Below are 24835 nucleotides of genomic sequence, written 5' to 3' on the forward strand. Positions count from 1 at the left end.
CACGGTTACGACACTTCCCCTTCGGGAGGAGTCGCAGCATCGCTGGGAGGTGGGGTCTCTGGCGGAGCGCTGGGTGGCGCTGGGCTAGGATTTTGTTGTTCGGATCGGTTGCGGCGACGCTCGGATTCTAACGCTCGTTCCGCTTCCATCCCGCGATTTTCCGCTTCATCGCGGATGCGTTCGATTTCTTCTTCGGTGAACTCGCCCATCGCCATCAACGCGTCAGACTCAATCACCGAAAGGTCGTCGTACGACAAAAAGCCTTCGCCGACCAGTTGTTCGGCGACGCTGTCGGTGATGCCTGCGATTCCTGTGAATCCGGTCACCGCACGTTCAATCTGCTCTTCGAGTTCTTCGCGGAGCATAATCTCAATATCCCATCCGCACAGCTTGCTCGCTAGGCGGACGTTTTGGCCGCGGCGACCAATCGCCAGCGAAAGTTGATCTTCTCGCACCAGGACGATCGCGCGCCCCATCATCTTGCAGAGAATCACTTCTTCCACTTCGGCCGGCTGCAACGCGTTCGGGATCAACGAAACCGGATCATCGGTCCAACGGACGATGTCGATCCGCTCGCCCGACAATTCGTCAACGATGTTCTTGATCCGATTGCCACGCACGCCGACGCAGGCGCCGACGCAGTCAACACGCTGATCGCTGCTATCCACCGCAACTTTGCTGCGATAGCCCGGTTCGCGGCTGATGTTTTTGATTTCGATCACTTGATCGGTGATTTCAGGAATCTCTTGCTCAAACAAGCGTTGCACAAAGCGTTTGTTAGCGCGGCTCAGAACCACTTTCACGCGGCTCCCTTGCTTACGCACTTCCAACACGATCGCGCGAACGCGGTCATTCGCGTGAAACGATTCGCCGGGGATCTGTTCGGAACGAGGCAAAATCGCTTCGACATTGCCCAGTGCAACGATCGCCGCGCCCCCTTCGGCGCGATGGACGGTGCCGTTGACCATCTGGCCAACCATCTCGTCATATTCGTCGTGGAGCGAGTCCCGTTCAGCTTCGCGAATCTTCTGGATGATCACTTGTTTGGCGGTTTGCGCACCGATGCGGCCGACCATTTCTTCGGGATCTACCGGCTCACCATCAATTTGACCCGAGATCGAACCATCTTCACGGTCGATTTGGACAATAACTTCCGAGTCTTCCGAGTGGTATTTGCGCGTAGCAGAAACCAGGGCCGATTCAATTGCTTGAAATACGACTTCTTTGTCGATATTTTTATCGCGGTGAATCGCGTCAACGATCCGCAATACCTCGGTCGGATTCATGCTTCCTTCACTTTCACCGAAAATTGGCGTTCAGTCGGTCTCGACTCGTTGGAGACTTCCGACCAAAAACCAAATAACCGACACCCCCCGCTCCACCGACTCGACAAAGAGCCAGCAAAATCGATGAGCCCCGGTTTCTGGAAAAAATCGGGTTCAATTCGTCACGGCACATCGCAAGTTGCGACCATCATCCGCAGCGAACAAATGGAGTTGTTCCGGCGGAACCGCTATCTGGATCGTTCCCCGTGGGGTCCCGATCCGGGCATCCGCCTTCACAACCAAATCTTGCGTTGAGCCAGTCAATCGACAATGCAACAGCTCGGCGTCTCCCAGCGACTCGACCAAACTGATTTCGGCTTCTCCTGCGGCGACCAGGCCGAGATCGGCCAATCGCTCAGGCGCCTTATCTGCGAACAAGGCGACATCTTCAGGTCGCACGCCCAGTTCGACTTCGGTTTGGTTCAACGTCGCCGGGTCAAAACCCGCTTGCGTTAAATCAATCGACAGCCCGCCGCCGACAAATCGGATCTGCGAGTCAAGTCTTTCGACTCGACCCGGGATCAGGTTCATCGGCGGAGAGCCGAGGAAACTCGCGACAAAGCGATTCGCCGGGTTACGGTAGGCTTCCATCGGAGCCGCCGCTTGTTGAATCACTCCATCTTTCATCACCGCGATGCGATCCCCCAAGGTCAATGCTTCCACTTGATCGTGGGTCACATAGACCATGGTGGCCGACAACTGGCGATGCAGTTGCTTAAGCTCTCGCCGCATCTCTACCCGCAGCTTGGCGTCCAAGTTTGACAACGGCTCATCAAACAAAAACAGCTGCGGATCGCGTACGATCGCTCGCCCCAAGGCGACACGTTGCCGCTCGCCTCCAGACAGTTCTTTCGGCAGACGCTGCAGCAAAGGAGCAATGCCCAAAGTCTGGGCCGTCTGCTCGATTCGCTGAGGTATCTGCTGACGACGCGTCTCTAACTCGGCGGCCGCTTGCGGACGCACAAGTCGTCGTAGCAATCGCTCAAGCCAATTCCCGCCGTATCGCAGCTCCAGACCAAACGCCATGTTCTTGTACGCCGTCATGTGCGGGTACAAAGCGTAGTTCTGAAACACCATTGCGACGTCACGGTTTTTGGGCGCCACATGCGTGACGTCTTTGCCGCCGATCTGGATCACTCCGGACGACACGTCCTCTAGCCCGGCGATCATCCGTAGCGTGGTGCTTTTACCGCACCCGCTGGGACCCACCAAAACTAGGAACTCGCCGTCGGCGATCTCCAAATCCAAGTCGCGAACCGCCGGATGATTGCTGGCGTAAGACTTGCTTACGCGTTTCAAGCTAACTTCGGCCATGCCGTTTCACGCTGAGTCAGCCTGCAACTTCCCCGGTCATTTTCACCCCTTTTTCTGCGTGAAAGGGGCGAAAACTGTTTCAAGCACACAACTTAGTGTCCGTCGCAATCCGGTCAGGATACCGGGCTGGGCGACTGCTGTCAAGTTGCCGAGCCGTCATCTGAGCTTCGCCAACACGGCAAAAAACACCCGCGGACTGGGGGCAGGCTAACATGGGATTCAGGGGATAAGTCCGCGAAACTCTGCTCAAGCTGGGTTGGATGCCGCGATCAGCCACTTGTTGCGGCTATTCCGACTTGGGTCGAAATTGTTACAGGAATCTGGCCAGAGTCAAATTGCGGCGGCTGGACTTAAGTAAAACAGAGACAGCCGGGGTTTGAACTCCATTTCTTTGGCTGCGGCAGTTCGTTATGGTGGGGAATCATGCCCCCTGCTCTGCTTTGGGCCTCGCGCGGCATCTGAAGCATCGACCCAGGGCCGAGACGCAGGCAGCGCAGCAAGAGGGCGACGATTTCAGAAATAACAGAGGGACATGCTGCGATGACCGATCATTCGTCCCACAATGTCTGATCTTGTTTACCGAGCAAAGTAGAGCAGCGAGTGAAGAAAAACTCCCAGGCTATTACGAATTCGAATCCGTTTTCAGAGATCAGCCAGGCCGCTGCAATTGGGTTTTATCTTGTCAATCTCTACATACTCTTTGCGTCGGGGGCGTCCGTCGAATTTTCAGTATCCAGAGCCAGGGTTCCATGCTCTTATCGCGTCTTCGCGAGAAGAGCATGTCTTGGGAGAGTTGCGATGGTGATCGATTTGTTTAAACGCATTGATTCAGACATGCTCTTTCGGTGAAGACACCGTAAGAGCATGGCATCCGGCCAGCGAAATATCTTGACATAACTCCCGGGTGTCCATAGATCTAGAAATAAAATTATGTCTGCAGACGAATCGATGACGCCGCTTGAGCTGGCGCTTTACACTGACAATTCAGGTGAAGTTATTGGTCTCGACGAAGTCCAACTTCTCGAAGATCCGTCGCCTGAACGTATTTTATTGCTCCGGTCAGCCCTGAATGATTCCGATCTCGAAATGCGTTTGCGGGCCGCTATGGTTTTAGCGGCATGGGGCGACGATTTAGGTTTGAACAATTTGGAAGCGTTGATCGACCTGCGCGTCGATCAATATGAGGTCGACTATCCTCACCGGCTGTACGGGTACAATAACGTTTACGATGTAATTGCCTACGCCGTCTATTTGTTCGGGGACTTGCGAGAGGCGCCAAGACGTATCGACGATCAGGTTCGGATTTTCGAGAAACTGCTGGCCCTCTATGGAGAATACAGTTTCGAGTCTCATCTAAAGTGGGCTCTCAAAGACGTTGATTATCCCCAACTTCTCCCCAGTGTAGAACAGGCCTTGCATCGAGCGGCACAATCGGGAAGAAACTACTTGGCGAGCCAGCTCTTGCCGGTGATTGCCCGCTGGTCGCCGGAAACGGCTTGGGGACTGATCCCTCAGTTCTGGACCGATGACCGCGTCGTTCCGAGCCCGATGGCCAATGTGGCGGAGTCGCTGGAATATATTCGTAGCGAGGACGCTGATCGGATGCTGGAGCGACTTTTGTCTCACCAAGATCGAGTCGTTGCGATGGAATCGGCCAAAGTTACGCAAAAGCGAAAGTGAACTTGCGACGTCACAACGTCGGGAAGATGAGTTTTTGGAACTGACGGACTTCCGCATCACCTAATCACCCGCAGCCAACTGCTCAAATCTACCCAGAATGCTTTCCACCGACCGTTGCTGCGATCGCAAGGTGTCACAGGCCCTTTTCAGCCAGTGTCTTCACTCCGCGTGCGGCTGGTGGTAGTCCATGAATTGGAAGATAAATCAACCACGCGGCAGAGTCAAAGAAAAGAAGCCGGAATCGCTCTGTTGCGCGGGTCAACTCGACATTCAGGTCACCAGACGGACAGTTGTTTGAACTTCAGTTTCACACACCGACAAGTTATCAATTTAAGCAGAGTGCACTTCATCGTGAGTTGTATGAAGAAATGAGATTGTTACCAAGAACGGATCCTCGATGGGCAGAATTGAACAACAAGATGAAAGCAAACGCGTCCGTCATTTCGAATCCACCATGCATGCAAGATGTGAGGTGACGAAAGGAGTGACCAACATGCCAAATTCGCAAAACTGGAGGTACTTTGGCCGTACAGCGGGTGCCCCGAAGGTATTTGAGATATGCCGATTTCCCGACAATGGGCAAGGCCTCGACCATCAGGACTGGTCAAAGTACCCAGAATGGCTCCAGCCTGATGGTAAGTGGGCTTTTTATCCTGACGATGTGACAATCTGCAACGAGCTTGTGTTTGGCGAGTTCGATGAATGCTCAAATGAAATCACCCAAGAACAAGTCGAAGAATTGTATGCTGGGTGGCAATCTGGTAATTGGCCCGGCCGACGTCTCACACGCCGGTAGTTATTCCGTGAGCGCACGGTCAACGTAACCGTCCGCCCAACCGCATCTTCCCACCCATGATAGCCTGGGCTTCATCACTGGCGTTCTATGGTCCAAGGGGAGGAACCGGCATGGCGAAGGGACCACGGCGGGATGTTTCGAAGGAGCGAGTTTGGCGGGAGTTGATTTCTGCTCACGCGAAGAGCACGCTTTCGGTACGGGCTTGGTGTTTACATCGCGACGTTTCCGAGGCTTCTTTGTATGCTTGGAAACCCGCGCGAGATTCGACGAAATCGTTAACGGCAGTATGGCACCCGGGCCGCTGGCTTGGGCCAGTAGCACCCGACAAAAACTCCCGCCTGTTCCACCCCGCCGGTCCGGTGCATGCGGTTGTTCGACGCCTTTTGCAGCGAAGAAGCTTCCAAGTCAAAAGTACCCAGGCTTTGGCATACTACCGACATCGATGGTTGTGCCCAGCACATTATATGGTCTTATCTGCGTGACAGCGAAGTAGCGAACGTATCCGTTAGGAGCAATTACTTGAATTAGTGCCGGTTGGTGTTGACGGCAAAGAAGTGACTTGACTGAGTAAATCACAGTGTCGTTTCGGTCTCGAGAAACGACAAACTCTCCTTCATGGTAGGCGTGAGAGCAGTCAGAGCATATATCAGGAATTACGGAACCAACTGGCAGGTCTGGATGATACTTTCTAAACCATTCACTTAAGTTATCCGAATTGGTGAGGCCATGCATTCCCTCACCGCATAGCGGGCATACCGAAAACGTCATCTTAGGCAATCCATAAAGCACCCAGCATCAGTCGCTTCAGTGTAGGCGAACGACCAAGCTACACCGGCCCGTAAAGTTAGCGTGACGTAACCAAAACCGGCGACCGGGCCGGTGTCAGGATGAGCGTCTTGTTATGCCGCGGTGGCTCCTTTGTCTCGATGTTGAGTGCGTCGGTCTCGGAACCGAATCACCGGGGAGGCCGTCACGCCGTGGACGATAATCGACAGCGTAACCGCGAATGCACAGGTGGCCCACAATAGACTTTCTTCCGCAAAGTTCCCTTCCTGCAATCCGTAGGCCAGATAGTAAAGACAGCCAATTCCGCGAATACCAAAGAAGCTGGCGATCACGCGATCCAGAGCCGAAAGACGCTGCTCTCCCACCAGCGCCACCATCCCCGCCGCGGGGCGCACGATGAATACAAGCAGTACGCCTAGCAGCACCGCCTGCCATGTCAAAGCAGCCAGCAGCCCGCCGGCGATTGCACCGCCCAGCGCGATCAAGATGCCCGTCATGAGCAGTTGCTCCGCCTGCTCCGCGAAGGCGTGCAGCGACCGGTGCTCCTGCTGTGTGCGCTCTTTGTGGCGGATGGTCAGGCCACCGATGAACACGGCGAGAAAGCCGTAGCCGCCCATGCACTCGGTGACGCCGTACAATAGCAACGTGGCGGCCAGCGCTCCCACGCCGATCCTCATTTTCTCCTGCTCCGTGTTAACAGGTAGCCGCAGCAGAACATGCGATAAACCCCAGCCGATTGCACCGCCGACTGCAATGCCCACGACGATACGGTAGAGAACGTCAATCAGCAACCATTGGCCGATCCAGTTCGTCGGCGAGGGGCCTTCGGTCAACATGAGCAGGGCGAGATAGGTAAACGGAAAGGCTAATGAATCGTTCAACCCCGCCTCGGACGTGAGAGTGAACCGAAGTTCGTCCTCTCTCTCCGTCGGCGCTTCGTCCGGCGAGGTTTCATCATCTTCTGTCGCGGAGTTGGCGTCATCAGGGACTTCCGGTTCTGGCTCACCGACTTGCACGTCGGAGGCCAATACGGGGTCGGTCGGAGCGAGGGCTGCGGCCAATAAGACGGCAGCCGCCGGCGCCAAGCCGAGCATCCACCACCCCAACACGGCCACAGCGACGATCGTCAGAGGCATGCAGATTCCCAGCATCCTCCAAGTCGTGCTCCAGGTGCGCAAGTGCGGCAATCGGTCGATTTTCAGCCCCACGCCCATCAGTGAGAGGATCACGCCGATCTCAGTCAGATGAACTACAAGCGATCCGTGTTGTCGAGGATCGGGCGGAGTCAGCCCCAGCGGCAGAGCAAAGGCCGCGTATCCCAATGCGAGTAACAAGATCGGAAAGGAAAACGGGAGGCTCTTAAACCTGTGCAGCAGCGCCGCTAGTGCCAGCACCCCCAGGCCAACGACAACAAGAGTGAGGTCGTAGGCTTCCAGCAGCTTAAGTGTCTTGGACAATTCGCTCAAATCTCAAACTCCCGTCATTTGAGTCACATCGGCCGTCGAGTCGTGGAAAGGGCATAACGACCAGCGTCACCGGGCCGCCGCCAGCCAACATTGACCGTAAGAACGACGCGATCGGCGGCTCCGCGTCCAACGCATTGTTATGCGATCTTGTAACTAACGATGGAGTGTTCGTCTAGCTGCTCGATGTCAAGATCGATGTTTTCAATGATACCATTGGGCGAAAGTCTGAGCCACGAGTACGGAGGCGGGCTATCATCCGAAACTATCACAGTGGTTCCCAGGGCGTTGGCGAGATACATACCGAACGCATCATCAGCGAGTGTAATCATTCCCTTACAGTAGATCTCAAGAGCATAGTCAGCTTTACCTGTAAGTTGCATTACGACCACGTCAACAACCGATTTTTCATCCGAAAGGTTCTCGACATCGCCGACGTACCGAATATCGCTGGCACGGTTTTGTGTAAGCGCTTTCACCGCATTGGAGATGGTTGCCCAGTCTTGTGGTTCTTTAATGAATAGTGTCGAGAAGCACATGGGCTTTATCGCCTAACGCTCGCATTGACCGAGTGCGAGCAGAAAATGTTGCCATGTCAGACTGCGTCGATCGAGCACTTCGGTCCAATGCTTTGTTTGTCGCTACTCTGCGTGCAGGTAAGTCAGCAGAAATTCAGATAGGGACCCCGCTATCTGTCTCGTCCATAGCGACGGATTATCTCCATGATACAGTAATTCGTGGTCGAATTCGTACACGACAGGAGAGAATTCGTCACCTGTTCGAACAAAGCCGATGCTATTGCCATCTGAATCGTTGTTGTACGCCGAGATTGCCAGCGCAGAAAGTGGTTTTCCTTCGTAACACCAAGCACCGCGAGTGGTCCTTAGTGCTTCGAGCGGAGTTTTGATTGCAATGTTTGCGTTGCCAGGCAGGTGGACTCCACCGAACTCTGCGAGAAGTGTTTTGTAGTCGATTGGAAGCGCGACCCCGACTTGGTTTTCCTGATCTTCAATCAAATTCGAGCCCATCGGGGCAAAGGTTCGTTTAACGGGGTATCGGACGAATAGTTCGCCGTCAAACTCAAGCCCAAGCTTACGAAAGAACTTCGCCGGATTCGGGTGCATGGGATCAAAGCCAGGCCATGAGTACATTTGGCACTCGCAGTACTCATCCGATAGGGATCGAATCTTTTCCATGAGCAAGCGGAGTTGGGACATGCATTTCTTTCGACGAACGACCGCCATCACCGGGTAGCGGGAGTTGACTTTGATTTCAGAACCCGTGCGGCCCGCGACTCCGTGTGCAACGGCGAGGTGGCAGAGTCGGAAGTTTTTTTTCGGGCGCCACTGGCCAAAGCCAGTGACTTCTCTTTCTACCACCGCACAACTCAGAAGCAACAGAGCGGCTCCGGCTTCTGTTGTTTGACTCTACCGCGTGGTTGATTTAACTTCCAATTCATGGACGATCACCCAGCGTTAGAAACAATTGGATGGGGGATTATTGCGATCCCTCCAGCAGCAACTTGGTCTTATCAACAAGAGTTTCAGGAGGGAAAGATGTCCAATTCAGGTTCTCAAGAGTCTTGGCGACTTGAAGTGATACTCTCCGCGATAATCGGGATACCTTGGTATTGGTTTTCTGGATCATTGTTTGTGGCAATGGCAATCCATTGCGGGCTTGTGCTGATTTACCTTACTCTCGTGATGGCAGTGTTTGGTCGTGGTAGCGCAATAGTGTCATTCTTGCTAGTATTGGTAGTTTCGTCGCTTGCCGGTATTTTGGCGGTTGGATTCAGCGGGGATAAGCTGTTTTTGTAAATCCAGGTGGAGAACCCACGTCCATCGCAAACTAACTCACTTCCCCCACAAGCACTTCCTTCAGGAAGTCCGGACTCCAGCCGCACTGGCGACGTTTCGTCACTAGGCTTTGCTTGCCGGGATGCTGCTTAGATAAGGATAGTGCGAAGCGCCGGGTTGGCCCTGACCAACGGTCAATCCTTCGTGTGCCACTCAACGCTGGTAACGGGGCGGCCACCCAAAAACTATTATTTCAAGTCACGCTTCATCGGCGGCTCCCGTTCACCGCTTTGTTATCCCACGCTTCGCTTGAACTGCGATTGTATTTTACCATTCATGTTGACGCTGGGACATTCCAGGACAGATTTAGCGTTTTGATTTGGATTCCATTATGTGTACTGGTAACCGATAGTTTTTGGATGTCGATAGTTCGCGTCGGTACGAAACAAGGCCCGGGAGCACCGTCGAGATATCCCTGCGTAATTGTGTACCGTCTCAGGGCGATATGGTTGACAGCATCGCATGTCGGGCAGCGGTACGCGATCCACATCTGTTGTGGCCACGACCGGAAAGCGACATCGAACGCGTCAGAAACGCGAGTTGTTCCCATGCAATCCGTGCAATCCAGATATTGATTGAGTGCAGAGTTCGTGATTTCATGCACGGGTTCAGCTCTGGCAGTCAATGTTTAGTCGGATAACGGCGGCGTTCACCGGGCCGCGGCGAACGACTTTGGTTTTCAGAACCCGCGCGGCCCGCGGCTCCGTGTGCAACGGATTGTTATGTCTCGTTCGCGGCGGTGTGAACGTCAACCAGTGCCAATCCTGCATCCACGAGACGCGACCGGTATAAATCAATGTATTCCTTTGGAGCCTCGAAAATCACCGTGGTTGGTGGGAGTTCAGGAAACAAGAGGGCGTCACCCTGAAATTCAAATGTTTCCGGGTCGTCGCCGGAATAGCCGTGCGCAACCTTGTTGGGTGAAATCCAAAAGCATTCATCCCATTTTTTCCCAGTCTTGAGAGTTGCGTTCGATACACCGATGTTCGAGATGTCGTGTTTGAATTTCGATCCGAATATCGCTTCCAGTTGTCGTTGAGCGTCGTCAAAGTCAAGAACGTTCTGAAGTACTAATTCATTCTCAAGTGTGAGTTCCATGAGTTGCAGGAAGTCGGAGAACGAGTCGGCAATTCTGTTTTCACTGTTGCATTCGACGTCGATGTACGAAACGGCAGGTTCCACTGAGTTGTCGCGATAGTCGAAACAGTGGTACCAATGCCCGTCCCCATCAAATGGGACGAGACCATCCAGTGAGTAGTCGACGTATTCTTGATGATCGCGAAACGTGTCATCAGTGATCGAGGGATACGAAGGTCCAATTCCAGCAATTTGGTCACCAACCGAATCTGGGATCGAAAACCTAATCGGCCCGCCATTCTGCACGCGGAGAATATCTAAGAAGAGCTGCGGAAGAGTGTGACCTAATTGGGACTCTGTCTGCTGAACCAACGCATCAGTCAGTGGAGGTTGGACGTACGGCAAGTAGGCTGGTCGCGTCCAAATCGTTTCTGGTGTTGGTTTGATGTTCATTCAAGCGACATAACGTCACGCGTCACCGGGGACGCGCGTAAATGTTTCTAACGGCCAAATCGCTCGGTTCGCGTTCTCCGGTGCACGCGATGGTTACCCCCGTTATGTGGCTGATTGCTCGAAGGTCAGTATAGCAGATTCGATCTTCGAAATATTCCGCTTTGCCATCTTCTGGCCGGGCGGATACTTGTTTTGCGTCGTTGCTTCCAGCATCCCGGACCAATGCGTAAGCGCATCAGACAGGCGTTCGACGATACTTGCGTTATCGTGCAGCGGGTCAACGTGACTCGATGCAGTGCCCAGCTTGAGTAGTATTTCAGCAACACCAAATGCCTCAGAATCGATGGATACAAATATGGGATGTCGAAATGTTGGTAGCACGAAATTAATGTCGTAGCCCGCCTCAACGAGTACGTTCGCAATCGTTGGGCCATTCCGTGGATCGGAGGATGAGTAGTACAGTCGACAGAACATGCCGTCTCGGTCTTCTCGATTCTTCGCGGGGCCAAATTTCGAGAAAAGCTGGTCTACCGCAAAATACAGGTCAATGGCGTTGCTGTACTCCGCATCTCTGTGTCGAAACCCTTCGTCCAACTCGAACCAAAAGAAAAGACTACCCTGATTTGCTGGGGAACAGTCAAGCATCAAGAACGAGTCTGAATCGTCAAGTTCCGCTATCGAAACGAAATGATTAGGCAGCCCGTAATCCGCACGTTGCCGTTGACACGTATCCACGAGACCACCATTGGCGATCGAGAGGAAACGTTGAACCTTCGTTGCGAAACCGGGGTGTGGAAGAAAGGCGGGCGAAGGCGATCCGCCGTTGTGATTAACCAAGAAGTCAATGTAAGGCTGAGGGAACGTCAGTTCGAGTTTGGCCGAGCAAGCTGAAACGTCCGATTCAGTTAGCGGTTTCCCAGTGCGTCGGAATTTGACTGGATAGCTTTCGATAACTTTCATGGAGTCAAACGAGGATGGCAATTCAGTGGGGTAACATCAGCGGTAACCGGGCCGCCGTGAAAAGTTTTATGACGCCAAAACGCTCTGGGCGGCGGCTCCGGTTGACCGCATCGTTATCCTTTTAGTTCGTCATCGCCAATTGTCCCGCAGCAGTGGAATGAAGCAACCGAGGAATGCCAACATGCGTGAATCGTCAGCAGTCCCTTTTGAGACGCAGAACAGCGTGGAAGTACCGTGGTAATGTGTATCCAGCAGAAAATCTGAACCGTCGAACGTTACCGCAATTTGCCAGCCCTCGTCGTTCTGGGATGAAGCGAGTACCGTCATTTCATCCAGACTCTCTAGATGAGTTAATGCTGACGAATACCGAAGCTCCGGGTAAAGATTGAAGTAGTCCACGTAGGAGTGATTATTGAATAGGATCTCATTCCTATCGATCTCAAAGAATGATGCCATATTGCCTAATCGGATAACTAGTGTTTATTCAGAGCCTTTCCGAATAACGTGCGCACGTTATTCGGAATCCAGGCTATCGAAATCAGCCGGGCTGCGGACTCCACGGCCTTCCTGGTTCAAAACATGAGTATAGATCATCGTCGTCCTAACGTCACTGTGACCAAGGAGTTCCTGTACCTTGCGGATGTCATAGCCCGCCTCGATCCGATGGGTTGCGAACGAGTGACGGAACGTATTAGCCGTCACTCGTTTCGTGATATTCGCTCGACGGGCCGCTGCGGATATTGCCTTCGATAGGGTGGATTCGTGCAGGTGATGACGCCGCCAGGGTTTCATGCTCTTATCGCGTCTTCGCGAGAAGAGCATGTCTTGGGAGCGTTGCGATGGTGATCGATTTGTTTAAACGCATTGATGCAGACATGCTCTTTCGGTGAAGACACCGTAAGAGCATGGCACCCGGGCTACTGAAGCCCTGAAATAATCTTAGTAAATTCCTTTTGGATTGACTCTTCGGGAGTGATGTTATTTGCTAATCGCCATCTGTCGGCAAGCAAACGAAATCCATCTGCGCGATCATACACGACTATCGATCCCATAGGATATGTTGCATGATATTCACGTGTTTGCAATTCCACCTTGTTCGATCGTATGGAAACACTTGGAGATTTTTGAATCTCCCCCTCAACGCTTTTGTAGACCACTATCACCTCTTCTACGTATCCTTTTCCATCTGCCGTATGTGCGTACGTTGCGATTCCTTGCCACATTACGCCATCGTGCGTAGCATTGCAAGAAACTGCGGACCGACTGGGAAAACTTTGCATTGACTCATGCTTGCCGCTGCATCCAGCAAGAATCGAACATGACATAACCACCGCGACTACGTTAGCTATCTTGTTTTGACACATGGAATAAGTTTCCTTTCGTAGTTGCAGTCATAGTTGTGTTTTCCCGGTGCCATGCTCTTGCCGCGTCTTCGCGGAAAGAGCATGTCTTACGGCGGGGTGGCACAGTCGGAAGTTTTTTTTCGAGTGCCACTGGCCAAAGCCAGTGACTTCTCTTTCTACCACCGCACAACTCAGAAGCAACAGAGCGGCTCCGGCTTCTGTTCTTTGACTCTACCGCGTGGTTGATTAAACTTCCAATTCATGGACGACCACCCGTCGCTCTCGGAGTGAAGACACTGGCTGAAAAGGGCCAGTGGCACTCGAAAAGATGCCTTTTCGCCAGTGCCAACCCGGCGAAGAAAAACACCGTTGGACAGTGCCACCCAGCCTGCCAAGCTGCAACCCTTCAAACCGGCACAGCCTGCGAAGATCGTAATGTATAAATGATATTATGGCATTTCCTGCTGGAGGAACTTAACGATTTCAGGAGTGCCATACTGGTTTGCATGGCTGAGGACACCGATGGCGGGGTTCCCGAACTCTGCGTCCAAGCGTGCCCCTTTATTGACAAACAGCTTTACCACCTCAAGGGACTTTCCATATATGGCACTGAAAATCGGTGTCGCTGATTGTCCGAATCCTCGATTGATATCTGCGTTCTGCTCAATGAGCCACATACAGGCATCCTTTCTTCCCTGTCCTGCCGCAATGTCCAGTGCAGTGCTTGTACCATCATCCGTCAACCCATCGACGTCTAATCCAGCTTCAACCAACACTTTAGCAATGTCGGTGTATCCCCGCTGTGCCGCCCAGTGCAGCCAATTCTTTCCAACTTTTGATACTTTCAATACCGACGGGTCGTTCCCCAGCAATTCCTTCACTGCTTCAGTGTCTCCACGGACGATCGCTCCATACATCGCTGCTTCACTTGTCATTTTTCTCTAGTCCGTATCAGAATTCGAGGCAAGACATGCGCCAGCGTGGCCGTGGCGAAACTCTCTTAAATTTGCGTGGCACCCGGCCCTTTTTGGCCAGTGTTTTCTGCTCAGACTACCACCAGGCTGCACGTCGCGGAAACTTAACTTTGATCACTCGCGGGTCTTGACCGCAAGGCCGTGGCCATGGCGCCGGCGTTCCCGTTGCCGCAGATTGCCCCGCAAAAATCTCCCCCGCTTGAGGTTGACTTGCCGCTGCATTGCTGGTATAAATTTGTACAGGCAACCAGGCTTCGGCTTGGCTCTGCTGTTTAGCTTGTTTTGGGCGCCTGCGGGATTCGTGGGGGGCTATTTATGTGAGGCGTTTGGCTTGGGGATTGGGCTGAACGTCGGGGGTTGGTCATTGCCGGTGGGGCGGGACGTTTTCTGCTGCGCTGCGGTGAACGATCAGGGGGAATTGCCATGTCGATCGTTGTGAGTGCACCTGCTTCTAATCGGACTGGCCAGGTCGATTGGGGCGAGGCGTTTACGCCGCTGTTGGATTCGGATTTTGCGAATCCGCTGGTTTTGGATCGTGAAGCGGGGGCGTTGGGGGCTTTTGGCCGAGAAGCGGAGCCGGCGGAGTTTGGCAAGCCGGAAAAACCTTGGGAAGGGCTGACCACCGCTCAACTATTGGCTCGTCAAAAGCCGCGGGATTGGTTGTTGCCGGGGATCTTGTTGCGGCATCAGGCGGCGGTGATTTTGGGGCCCAGTAAATGTATGAAGAGCTCGCTGGCGATTGATCTGTGTGCGGCGCTAGCCAGCGGGGGCAAGTTTTTGGGGGAGTTCGCGGCCGAGCGAGCGTTTCGCGTTGGTTATGTCGGCGGCGAAGAGGCCGAGCAGATGGTGACCGATTTGGCGCCGCGCTGGAGTGCGGCGGCCGGGGTCGATTTGTCGCAGCTCGATCGACTTGTCTGGGAGCTGAACATCACCGATCCCAGCGATCCGGCCCATTTGCAGCGGCTGACCGCTTGGATCGAGCGACACCAACTAGAAGTTGTGCTGATCGATACGGCGGATTTCTTAAACATGACGCCGCGGGCCCAAGCCAAGCAGCAGCGCGAACTGATTCGTTGCTGCCAGAAGGCCGGCGCCACGCCGATTCTTTGTTGCCCTACCCGCAAGCAACTGCCGCCGCGGGCACTGACCGCCGCCGACTTGGCCAGCGCCGGATGCGGCGCCGTGGCCCGGCAATGGCTTTTGGTCAATCGCCGGCAAGCGTTCAAACCGGGCACAGGGCGACATCAACTGTGGCTCACCCTGGGCGGCGGCACCGGGCAAAGCGACCTGTGGGGCGTCGATATTAATGAAGGCCCAACTAATGAGCGAACCACCGATCTAGCCGGCGGCAAGTGGGAAGTAACGCTGCGCGACGTGCCGTCAATCGCCGAAGAAGTGGCCCAACAAGCGGCCAAATCGCAGCTGGAGCATTTGCGGATGAAGCTGCGCGGCGTGATGTCGCAAATCGATCCGGCTCACGCGACCAAGCTGAAGATCCGCGAGCAAAGCGGGATGAGCGGAACCAAGTTCGGCTTGGCCTGGGAATATATGGTCAGCACCGGCCAAATCCGCCTCGCCGCCAACAGCAATCCGCACCAGCCAAGGCGGGAGCCCCGGTATCGCTTGGTCAGCTTGGAGGAACTGAACGATCCCAACGCGCCCAAGTATGACCCGCTTGAAACCAGCTTCATCACCCTGACAACGGCCGAGCTATTAGGCCGAGCCAAAAAAGAAACGCCGCCGAGTCCAGTCCAGCCAACCGACCCACTGGCTGACAAGTTGACCGGCCAACCCCGTCGCGAGCCCAGCGAAACAGCAAAATCCGCATCGCCCCAGGCTCAGCCCCAGCCGCCAGAAAAAATTTCCGACGAGAGTCCACTCGAAAAAATTTCACTCTCGAGTCCACTCGAAAAAATTTCGCAGCCGAGTCCAGTCATCCCAGCGATCTCCGAACTTTCGATAGCCAAACTCAGCGCCGCCCTCGCCGAGCTGAAAAAAACAGAACCGCCGAGTCCAGTCCCTACCGCGCCCAAGTCAAGAAAACGCAGGGCAAGACCGCGGAAACGGAGACGATGAGTTTGCATCCTGCCCCAAAAGGTTCAACGACCGTCCTAGAATAGCTTTGGGTAAGAAAAATCTTCGGCCGAGGTCTGGCCGTGTGCTATTCTGCATCCTCTTCGCAGGCTAGTTCGACCATTTCCAGCACGGTCTGCTTGAGTGGTTGGATGCCATCTGCTTGGATGATGCCGTACAGCTCGGCGAATTCTGCGGGATCGTGCTTTGCGCCATCGAGCGCCACAAATCCCATCGTCACCACGCCTAGGTACGACTTGATGTCATGGCCCAGTTGGCGCAATTGTTCGCGGCGAGCGGCGGCGGTTGAGGGAGTTGCGCTGTCGTCTGCGGTCATACAAAAGCCCTGTGGTTGGTAAGCGTCGCTTTAGTGATTGCCGGGCTGAATGCTGGCGAACAGTTGCTGTAGCTCGCTTGGTTCGGCCGGCTTGACCAAATGATGATTGAACCCGGCGTCGGCGGTGCGTTGGCGATCTTCGTCTTGCCCCCAGCCGGTAAGCGCCACCAAGACCATCGTTTGTCCCCACGGCTGAAGGCGAATTTGCCGGGCGGCCTCGTAGCCATTCATTTTAGGCATGCCGAGGTCCATCAGCACAATATCGGGCAAAAATTCGGCCGCTGTGGTGATCGCCTGTTCGCCGTCTTCGGCTGTCATTACTTCGTTGCCGAGCATTTTTACCACCATTTTTAACATGGTCGCAGCCGCTTTGTTGTCGTCCACGATCAAGATCCGCAGCTGGCGTGATTTTGGCGTCGCGCACAGTTCGGCCGGCGTTGCTCGCTCAGCATGCTGCGTGATCGGCAGCCGGACAATAAACTCACTTCCCTGGTTGGCGCCGTCGCTCTGCACTTCAATCGTGCCGTGGTGCAGTTCGACCAATTGTTGGACCAGCGTCAGCCCGATCCCAAGGCCAGTGTATTCCTTTTCGACTGGTCGATCGATTTGAGCAAACATTTCAAAGATTTTGGACTGTTGGTTGAGCGGAATGCCCAGGCCGTCATCTTTGATCGTGACAATCACTTCCTCTGCTTCGCACTGAGCGGTCAGCCAGATGTGACCTCCGTCAGGCGTATATTTGGCGGCATTGTTAAGCAAGTTTGAGAAAACTTGCGCCAGACGATTGGGATCGGCGTCCAAGGTGATCGGCGACTCAGGCAAGGTCACTTGCAGCGTGTGCGACGCCTGATCGATAAAGGGCTGCGTCGCTTCGACTGCGCTGCGAATGATTTCGCCCAAGGTGATCTCGCAAGTTCGCAGTTCTAGTTTACCGCTGGTGATGCGGGACACGTCCAACAGGTCGTCAATCAAACGGACCATCTGTTGCGTTTGGCGTTCCATGGTGCCGCGGACGTTTTCGACCATTTCAGGATCGTGCTTCGCCATTTTTAAGACTTCCAATCCGGTACGGATCGGCGCAAGCGGATTGCGGAGCTCGTGTCCTAATGTGGCCAGAAATTCAGTTTTGCGGCGATCCGATTCAGACAGGTCCGCCGCGATCTGACGCAGTTCATCCTCTAGTCGCTTGCGTTCCGTTTGATCGCGCATGACTTTCATAAAGCCAAGCAGATTGCCATGCTCGTCATGCAGCCCGGTCGTCACGCCGGCAGCCCAAAACCGAGCGCCATCTTTGCGCATCATCCACCGGTCATCGCTGGCGCGGCCTACCGCTGCGGCTTGATCCAGCTCGGCTTGGGCGATGCCGCTCTCGACGTCTTCCGGAGTAAAGATCATCGAGACGATGTCTTGGTTGATAAATTCAGATTCATCAAACCCCAGCACGCGTTCGACTCCTTCATTCCAGCTGGTCGCTTTGCCTTCGGGATCGGTCATAAAGATTGCGTAATCTTGGATCTGTTCGACCAGGTTGCGAAACCGCTCTTCGCTCTCGTGGCGATCTTGTTCGATTTGGCGACGCTGGGTGATATCCGTAAACAGAACGGCGACGCGTCGGCTTGTAGGCCCGCCAATCCGAAACGCATAGACGTCAAACCAGCGATTCTCCAAAGATTGCGCCTCATGCGAAAAGCGGATCGACTCGCCGCTGGTCGCAACTTCGCCATACTTTTCAAACCAAATGTTCTCGTGATTCGGCGCAAAATCGCGCATGCTTTTTCCGGCTGCGTTGACCAGTCCCGTCTGCTTTTCAAAAGCAGGATTGACTTCTTCAAAACGATAATCGACGGCGACGCCAGCATCATCAAACAGCATTTCAATGACGCAGAAGCCTTCGTCGATCGTGTTGAAGAGAGTTCGATAGCGTTCTTCATGCAAGCGCGATTCGTTTTCGATCGCTTTGCGATCCGAGATATCTCGAAACACCAAAACCGCGCCGACAATCTCGTTTTGGGCGTCCCGAATCGGCGCCGCGCTATCGTCAATAAAACACTCCGAGCCATCCTTGGCGATCAGGATGGTATGGTTCGCCAAGCCGACGATGGTCCCTTCGCGCAGGGCGCGTTCGGCCGGGTTCTCCACGGTGTTGCGGGTTGTTTCATTGACAATCCGAAACACCTCGGTCAGCGAATGGCCGAATGCTTCTGCTTGGCTCCAGCCGGTCAGTGACTCGGCGACAGGATTGAGAAACGTCACATTTCCATGGGCGTCCGTGCTGATGACCGCATCGCCGATGCTTGCCAGCGTGATTCGCAGCAGTTCGCTATGATCGCGCTCTTCCTGCATGATTTGCCGATTGAGCAAACCTAATGCGATCTCTCTCGAGATCGATTCCATCGCGGTCAGCGTTCGTTGGTTGAGTTCATGTTTGGCGAAAATGCCCATCACGCCGACTAGCCGATCGGCGACGATCAACGGATAACCGGCGAACGCGACGATCCCTTCTCGCTGGGCCCAATCTTGCTCCGGAACTAGCGGGTCGCCGAGGACCCCGTTGGTCAGATAGGCGAGCTTCTCGGCGGCGATCTGACCCACGCGAGATTGCCCGACCGGCACGCGAGCATGTTCTTCATCAAGCTGCGTCTGCATCCCGGCGCTGGCTTGCAATTCTAAGACATTCTCCGATGCGTTCAGCGTCCAGATGCGGGCCAACGCGGCGTCCAGATTGTTGACCATCGATTCCGTACACGCTTGCAGCATCGATGGCAGATTGACGCCGGTGGTCAGGACCGATCCGACCTCGGCGCCCAATCGCAGCAGCTTCCGTTTTTGTTCGAGCGCCAGCTCTGTTTGGCGGCGTTCAGTGATGTCGCGAAAGATCAAGACGCTGCCGGCGACATTGCCGTAGCGATCGCGGATTGGCGCGGCGCTATCGTCAATCGCATGCTCTGCGCCATCTTTCGCGATCAAGATCGTATGGTTGGCCAGCCCGACGATCACCCCTTCACGCAGCGCCCTCAGCGCCGGATTGTCAACCTTTTGCCGCGTTGTTTCGTTGACGATGTGAAAGACCGTCGTCAGCGCCTGACCGATCGCTTCGGCCTGTTTCCATTGGGTCAGTTCTTCCGCGATCGGATTCAGGTAGGTCACATTGCCGAGAGCGTCGGTGCTGATGACCGCATCGCCGATGCTCTCTAGGGTGATTCGCAACCGTTCTTTTTGCTCAGACAAGATCGCTGCTGCTCTGGATTTCTGCCGAATATTCCGTTGAGACAGATAAAATACGGCGCAGACCAGCGTCGTCCCCAGCAGCGCTGAAAGCAAAATCGTGGCGATCGTCGTCTGATAACTCCCTTCAGACTGATCAGCCCGGCGTCGCAGCGACGCTTGCTCTGACTGTTGCATCACCGAGATCGATCTGCGAACCGCGTCCATTAACACCAGGCCCAGATCGCTTTCAACAATTTTCAGCGCCGCGGGGCGATCTCCCGACTCGACCAAATCGATGGTCTCTTGAAGCTCCGCCAGCTTGGCGGCGACCGCTTTTTTCAGCTCGGGCAGCTCATTTAGATGCTCGGTGTCCGCTTGGGTCAGCGATTCGATCTGAGCAATCTGGGATTGCACCTTGCCGACCGCAGCTTGGTAGGGGGCCAAGTACTTTTGATCGTCGGTCAGCAGAAACCCACGTTGGCCAGTTTCGGCGTCTCTCAACAGCGAGAGCAGATGGTTGAGTTCGCTGATTACTTCTTGCGTCGCAAAGACCCGGCGATTGTTCTCGATCAGCCGAACCGTATTCAGATAGCCGAGCAACGCCCCGGCCAGCAGCACGGCCAACGTGACGCCAAACCCAATCAGTAAGAAGTCCCATCGACGCCGGTTGACGGAAAAATTGCTGCCATCGGCTTGTTTCGGCATTGAATCCGCGGGCTCGAGTTCCATGTCGGTCGTTTTTCGCCGCTCTTCAATGTGGATTTGAATGGATTTACCAGTAGACGCCGCGCTGGGGCGTCTAGTCTGTCACCGACTGCTAGGCCTAGACTGTCGCCCGAAAGTCTAGGCCAATTCACATCTTAGGATAGGCCATCAAAGGGAAAAGTCTATGGGCGCGACTGCCGTGACTGCGATCAGGCGACGCAGCCGCAACGCAATTTAGCCTTGTCTCAAGCGACAATCGGCCCCAAAGAAACCCCCTCAATGCGGACATCTTTAGCATTCGGTGTTGCGAGGCGCCGCCTGGCGTTTTTCAGCTTTTTTCGCCGGGGCTGCTTTGCGGCTTTCACCGTCGCGGCGGCAAATCGTCCATCCAACTGCTCTACCGAAAGAGCATCGCTTCGCTTGTCGATCCAAGCGAAATCGCCGAGCGTCGCAGCAGAGGTTAAGATTGCCTCGGCGGCGACGAACAACTCGTCAGTCGAAAACGCCATCCCTTTGAAAATTTCAGCATCTCGACCAGAAAGCAAAATTGATGATCGATTGGATCCAATTGGCCCAGCGCGGCGCGAATGTCCCTGCGGTTGGCATTAGCCTTGGGCTGGGCATGATCTGCATTTTCGCCTTCATTCTCTTGCTCTCGGTCGTCTGGATCTGGGCCCTGGTCGACGCGATCCGCAACCCGAGCCTCAGCGACAACGAGCGGATCATCTGGATCATCGTGATCTTGCTCACCCATATGTTAGGCGCCGTGATCTATCTGGCGATCGGCCGGCAAGGGACTCGGCGGTGACCAGCGATCCAATGGGCGAAGTGCCGCGCTGCTTGCGCAATCGCTTCAAAAAAAGAATAGCGTGACCGTGACGAACTACTTAATATTGGGCAGATCAAAACCACCCTCCAGCTCGCATCGAAAGCACGCACCATGGACGCTTGGATTTTATTCGCTCAACCCCTGCCAGAGCTAATGCCCTCAGGCATGCGCTTCGCCACGCAAAATCAGGGCCTGATCGTCTCTGGCGCGATCGTGTTTAGCCTGGTGCAATTTATCCTTTGGGTCGTAATGCTGGTGCATGCGATCCGCAATCCTACGCTGACCGATATCCAACGGATCATGTGGGTGATCGTCATCTCGGTCACGCAGGGAGTCGGAGCACTCATCTACCTAATCATCGGACGCCGCGGAGATCGCGAGATCGAGCTCGATTGAACCAAACGAAACTGCGGGTTGAAGTGCCGCCGATCGCCACGCAAGGCCGTGGCCAAATCACAAATCTGGCAACAGCGGAAGGAATGCGACCTCGCGGCATACCCTGCAGTCTCAGGGAGCTACCCAAGCGCCTGGTACGCGTTTCCAAACTTTGCCGGTCTCGCTGGTCGCGAAAATAACTCGCTGTCGCTCACGCAGGTCAATCGCCAGCTCGTCATTTGGCAGCTTGAGTCGCTTCCAGTGTCTTGCGTTCCCGTTTCCCGGCACGCGAGCGTAGACTCTGCCAGAGTCGGTCAAAACATACAAATAGTCGGACTTCGCAGCCAGCATCGATACTCGTTGTCCGCCCAGACCCTGGGGAGAATTGCCCGAGGAGATGTCCTCGAACTCGTTGTGCGGCCCACCTGGACCGCTGACAAGCACATAGGCGAACACGCGCCGTTGAGGATCCAGCGCATACAGCCACTCATCGGTGGCGGCAATTTCCATCGCAAAGTCCGTGTTGGTGATCGCTGTCCCATTTTCATAGATAGCACCATCCACGTTTAACAGAAACGCTCGGTTTTTCGTGAACGCGTACTTGGGGGCGTTTTCATTCAGCAGCCGGATCATGTGCGCAGAACGCAGCCATCGAGTCGGACCAAGCTGACTAAATTGGTCATAATGAACCCAGCAAAAGCCATCGTTCTTCCAGGTATCGCCCCAAGAGTTCATCAATTTGACGGCTGACTTCGAGTCGTCATAACCGACTGCAACAATCGCGTGATAGCCAGAGTTTGCATCGCCAGTCCAGCGGTAGATAGAAGTATCAGAGTCACTGTAGAAGGGATCATCTGTCCGAATAGAGAGGACGATCGGTACATTCTGGCTCAATCCCCTTTTGATCGATTCCAGATCACGCAACAGCAGATGTTGGAGAGCCGGAAAGTTGTTCGCTTCGGTGAGTGCCTGGGCGGAAGGCGCGTTCGCCCAGCCATTATTCGTGGAGTCGTAAGGACAACTTTTCTGCGATGCGCAGCCCTGATTCAGCACCAGGTCGACCGCATTGGGCTCTGAAGTGTGATAAATATACGAACCCGCATCATTGCCTTGATTGATCTGCGAATAGATAAAGCGAGGACTGAAAACGTCATAGTCTTCCGTAGGCTTGCGTCGCCGAGATCGGCCGAATTGGTAAGAATAGGCGCCTCTCGCGACGGCCCAGCCGACACAGTCATTAAACACCTGTCGGCCTGGTTTCGGGAGAAAGTCGGTTAGGTCATATTTGGAGGGCAACGCCGGAAGCGGAACGGTTCGAACCTCTTGGGCAAGGTTGCCGTTGACCATCCTTTGGACGGTAACCTCGCCAGGATTGTAGGTCTCGAGCGCCGCAAGCTGGTCATCAGGCGTAGGAATTAATCCGGTCGGTTTTTGGGCAACGACCATCGAGATCCAACTGCTCCCCACCAGGAAACAGAAAGCCAGAGAAGTGAAGATCGTACGTTTGCGGTTCATGAGATTCTCTACTCGTGTTTGAACTCGCAGGACGCCAAGCAGGGCTAAGGCTGTCACTACGAATAAATGGAAGCGACTTCAATCATTTGCCCATCTCAGACGGGAGCAAGCCAGCGAGTCAGTAAAACAGTGCGGCGCAATCAAGTTGCCATACGCCGAGCAACCCCATCGATTTCAAGAGTGTGCAGAAGTGATAGGGGAATCGGCGCGAAACAGCGTTCCATCCACCTGCAGTCTCCTGCGACGAACCAACGCCCCCTCTTGTGGATAAAGATATCCGGCCATAATGGGGCATGCAAGTTGTGGTGTCGATGTGGCATAGATGAATCAGACAGGCGAGAGTTTCGGCCACTTCGCCAGTGCACGATCCGATGCAACAGGCTGAGCCAGTTTTGGCTCAGGAGAGGTCGGTCGCAGAGCGTTTGAACCAATCGATCACTATCACAACACCCAAGACATGCTCTTCCCGCGAAGACGTGATAAGGGCATGGCGTCGGTTCTCACTGGCCAAAGACAAAGTCTTCTGTTTCTACCACTGCACAACTCAGAAGCAACAGAGCGACTTTGGCTTCTTTTCATTGACTCTACCGCGTGGTTAATATCTTCCAATTCATGGACTACCACCCGCCGCAGACATGACCAAGTCGCCTACGGACTGAGTCCAGCTTGTTTCATCGCGAGCTGCGTCAGAACCCCATTGAGAACGGCGAACGATACTTCCTTAAATGACGAGCCAATTTGACGCTTGGCTCCACTCCAGAGAGTTTCTTGTTTCGCGTTTTCAAGAAACTCATACCCTTGCCAAGTGATTGAGGTAGGTCGCGTTCCAGGGCTTTTATAGTTCGCCATTCCCTGATCGCTACCATCTATAAGACCCGCCTGTTTCATTAAGTAGCAGTGGTAGTAAATTCCCTCTTTGGTTTGACCCTCGATCTCGATGGGGCCCGTGATGTAGCCATTCGCTTGACTCTCCATCCAAACGAGAATCTCTCGCACTAGTTCCATGTCGCGTTTCACGGGCTAACATCGCCTCTGTTTTGAAAGTAAAGCCAAGCGGCAAATGCGAGCGTCCATGCAATTTGAATAACGACTATGGCTATCGAGACAACCGTTGCTGGCTGTTTTTCCCAGACTCTTTCGATAATCGGCTTCTCAAACTCCGTCAATTCAGCAAGTCCAGCACGCGTCAAAAAACAAGAGAAAGCAACGGGGCGAATAACATCCATGTTGCACGAAAAATTGTCATCCCTGTAATCAATTAGCCCATCTTCGCCGAGCGCAAAAAAATCGTATCTTACCAGATCGGTATCGCCACTCAATTCAGAAAACGCGACGTTTGAATCAGTTCGATAGCAAGCCTTTATGGCAATCCGCTGAAGCAGCTTGCGTTGACGCTTCCAGACCGACTTACTGTTCACCACGTTGCAGGATCCCTATCTCATATTCCAGCGTATCGAGACGTTCAAGCAATGGACCGACGACGGGATCATCGGGGCCGAGTTGCTCGAGCTGTTGAAGCTGATCGCCGACGGTCAGGGCTGGTTCGGTCACGCATTCAGGCCTTCGACGTATCCGTGATTTTTAATTAGGTGCGACTGAATTTTGCTAATCTGTTCCCGCAACTGCGAAACCTCCTCCCGAAGCTTCCCGTTCTCGGCTTGCAGTTTTTCAACTGCCTTTTTGATTGCCGGATCTTTAATCTTTTCGGAACCAACGATATTGAGACCACTCATGACAGAACCCCTAAGTTGATTCGGGAGAAAGAAG

22 protein-coding genes and 1 pseudogene are annotated in these 24835 nt (G+C 54.2%); 7 read left to right on the forward strand and 16 right to left on the reverse strand.

What is annotated here, in order from left to right:
* Window positions 1-5 precede the first annotated feature (5 nt).
* Window positions 6-1286 (reverse strand): transcription termination factor NusA, encoded by a 1281-nt coding sequence (gene nusA, locus SH421x_RS09065; protein ID WP_488855112.1) that lies wholly within the window; start codon window positions 1284-1286, stop codon window positions 6-8.
* A 153-nt stretch (window positions 1287-1439) separates the two neighbouring features.
* Entirely contained in the window at window positions 1440-2639 is a 1200-nt protein-coding gene (locus SH421x_RS09070) for an ABC transporter ATP-binding protein (RefSeq protein ID WP_488855113.1), read from the reverse strand.
* 930 nt (window positions 2640-3569) lie between these two features.
* Between SH421x_RS09070 and SH421x_RS09075 the strand changes: the two genes are divergently transcribed.
* The 3 genes from SH421x_RS09075 to tnpA all read left to right on the forward strand — a co-directional run bounded on the left by SH421x_RS09075 (window position 3570) and on the right by tnpA (window position 5597).
* The gene (locus SH421x_RS09075; RefSeq protein ID WP_488855114.1) at window positions 3570-4319 is read left to right on the forward strand and encodes a hypothetical protein; all 750 of its coding nucleotides are present in this window, start codon (window positions 3570-3572) and stop codon (window positions 4317-4319) included.
* Between the two features lie 397 nt (window positions 4320-4716).
* Entirely contained in the window at window positions 4717-5115 is a 399-nt protein-coding gene (locus SH421x_RS09080) for a hypothetical protein (RefSeq protein WP_488855115.1), read from the forward strand.
* 110 nt (window positions 5116-5225) lie between these two features.
* Entirely contained in the window at window positions 5226-5597 is a 372-nt protein-coding gene (tnpA, locus tag SH421x_RS09085; RefSeq protein ID WP_488855116.1) for an IS66 family insertion sequence element accessory protein TnpA, read from the forward strand.
* Window positions 5598-6014: 417 nt separating this feature from the next.
* On the opposite strand, the gene SH421x_RS09090 is transcribed toward tnpA, so the two are convergent.
* The 3 genes from SH421x_RS09090 to SH421x_RS09100 all read right to left on the reverse strand — a co-directional run bounded on the left by SH421x_RS09090 (window position 6015) and on the right by SH421x_RS09100 (window position 8743).
* Entirely contained in the window at window positions 6015-7367 is a 1353-nt protein-coding gene (locus SH421x_RS09090) for a cation:proton antiporter (RefSeq protein WP_488855117.1), read from the reverse strand.
* Window positions 7368-7504: 137 nt separating this feature from the next.
* Window positions 7505-7903 (reverse strand): hypothetical protein, encoded by a 399-nt coding sequence (locus tag SH421x_RS09095; protein WP_488855118.1) that lies wholly within the window; start codon window positions 7901-7903, stop codon window positions 7505-7507.
* Between the two features lie 102 nt (window positions 7904-8005).
* A complete protein-coding gene (locus SH421x_RS09100) occupies window positions 8006-8743 on the reverse strand; it encodes an SMI1/KNR4 family protein (protein ID WP_488855119.1) in 738 nt (245 codons plus the stop codon).
* Between the two features lie 78 nt (window positions 8744-8821).
* On the opposite strand from SH421x_RS09100, the gene SH421x_RS09105 reads away from it, so the two are divergent.
* A complete protein-coding gene (locus tag SH421x_RS09105; protein WP_488855120.1) occupies window positions 8822-9181 on the forward strand; it encodes a hypothetical protein in 360 nt (119 codons plus the stop codon).
* A 759-nt stretch (window positions 9182-9940) separates the two neighbouring features.
* On the opposite strand, the gene SH421x_RS09110 is transcribed toward SH421x_RS09105, so the two are convergent.
* The 4 genes and pseudogenes from SH421x_RS09110 to SH421x_RS09125 all read right to left on the reverse strand — a co-directional run bounded on the left by SH421x_RS09110 (window position 9941) and on the right by SH421x_RS09125 (window position 13988).
* Entirely contained in the window at window positions 9941-10750 is an 810-nt protein-coding gene (locus SH421x_RS09110; protein ID WP_488855121.1) for an SMI1/KNR4 family protein, read from the reverse strand.
* A gap of 102 nt (window positions 10751-10852) precedes the next feature.
* On the reverse strand, window positions 10853-11710 hold the full coding sequence (locus tag SH421x_RS09115) for an SMI1/KNR4 family protein (RefSeq protein WP_488855122.1): 858 nt from the start codon (window positions 11708-11710) through the stop codon (window positions 10853-10855).
* A gap of 513 nt (window positions 11711-12223) precedes the next feature.
* A pseudogene (locus SH421x_RS09120) lies at window positions 12224-12538 on the reverse strand (tyrosine-type recombinase/integrase); the annotation flags it as partial.
* Between the two features lie 964 nt (window positions 12539-13502).
* A complete protein-coding gene (locus tag SH421x_RS09125; RefSeq protein ID WP_488855123.1) occupies window positions 13503-13988 on the reverse strand; it encodes an ankyrin repeat domain-containing protein in 486 nt (161 codons plus the stop codon).
* Between the two features lie 462 nt (window positions 13989-14450).
* Here SH421x_RS09125 and SH421x_RS09130 point away from each other — a divergent pair, with 462 nt between their 5' ends.
* Entirely contained in the window at window positions 14451-16103 is a 1653-nt protein-coding gene (locus tag SH421x_RS09130; protein ID WP_488855124.1) for an AAA family ATPase, read from the forward strand.
* Between the two features lie 85 nt (window positions 16104-16188).
* On the opposite strand, the gene SH421x_RS09135 is transcribed toward SH421x_RS09130, so the two are convergent.
* From SH421x_RS09135 to SH421x_RS09145, 3 genes are all read right to left on the reverse strand, one after another.
* On the reverse strand, window positions 16189-16437 hold the full coding sequence (locus tag SH421x_RS09135; RefSeq protein ID WP_488855126.1) for a hypothetical protein: 249 nt from the start codon (window positions 16435-16437) through the stop codon (window positions 16189-16191).
* 30 nt (window positions 16438-16467) lie between these two features.
* On the reverse strand, window positions 16468-20373 hold the full coding sequence (locus SH421x_RS09140) for a PAS domain S-box protein (protein ID WP_488855128.1): 3906 nt from the start codon (window positions 20371-20373) through the stop codon (window positions 16468-16470).
* Between the two features lie 221 nt (window positions 20374-20594).
* A complete protein-coding gene (locus tag SH421x_RS09145) occupies window positions 20595-20858 on the reverse strand; it encodes a hypothetical protein (protein ID WP_488855129.1) in 264 nt (87 codons plus the stop codon).
* Window positions 20859-20899: 41 nt separating this feature from the next.
* Between SH421x_RS09145 and SH421x_RS09150 the strand changes: the two genes are divergently transcribed.
* Together SH421x_RS09150 and SH421x_RS09155 are read left to right on the forward strand one after the other, a co-directional pair.
* Window positions 20900-21157, forward strand: a complete 258-nt coding sequence (locus SH421x_RS09150) for a PLDc N-terminal domain-containing protein (protein ID WP_488855130.1) — start codon at window positions 20900-20902, stop codon at window positions 21155-21157.
* Between the two features lie 132 nt (window positions 21158-21289).
* A complete protein-coding gene (locus SH421x_RS09155; protein ID WP_488855132.1) occupies window positions 21290-21574 on the forward strand; it encodes a PLDc N-terminal domain-containing protein in 285 nt (94 codons plus the stop codon).
* 111 nt (window positions 21575-21685) lie between these two features.
* Here the strand turns inward: SH421x_RS09155 and SH421x_RS09160 are convergent, their stop codons facing one another.
* From SH421x_RS09160 to SH421x_RS09175, 4 genes are all read right to left on the reverse strand, one after another.
* A complete protein-coding gene (locus tag SH421x_RS09160) occupies window positions 21686-23068 on the reverse strand; it encodes a C1 family peptidase (RefSeq protein ID WP_488855134.1) in 1383 nt (460 codons plus the stop codon).
* Between the two features lie 648 nt (window positions 23069-23716).
* Entirely contained in the window at window positions 23717-24085 is a 369-nt protein-coding gene (locus SH421x_RS09165) for a DUF2513 domain-containing protein (RefSeq protein ID WP_488855136.1), read from the reverse strand.
* Window positions 24082-24486, reverse strand: coding sequence for a hypothetical protein (locus SH421x_RS09170; RefSeq protein ID WP_488855137.1), 405 nt, complete (start codon window positions 24484-24486; stop codon window positions 24082-24084). Before SH421x_RS09170 ends, SH421x_RS09165 begins: the two co-directional genes overlap by 4 nt.
* On the reverse strand, window positions 24476-24619 hold the full coding sequence (locus SH421x_RS09175; protein ID WP_488855138.1) for a hypothetical protein: 144 nt from the start codon (window positions 24617-24619) through the stop codon (window positions 24476-24478). The genes SH421x_RS09170 and SH421x_RS09175 overlap by 11 nt, the downstream gene beginning before the upstream one ends.
* Between the last annotated feature and the right edge of the window lie 216 nt (window positions 24620-24835).

Source organism: Blastopirellula sp. SH421, from assembly GCF_057808535.1.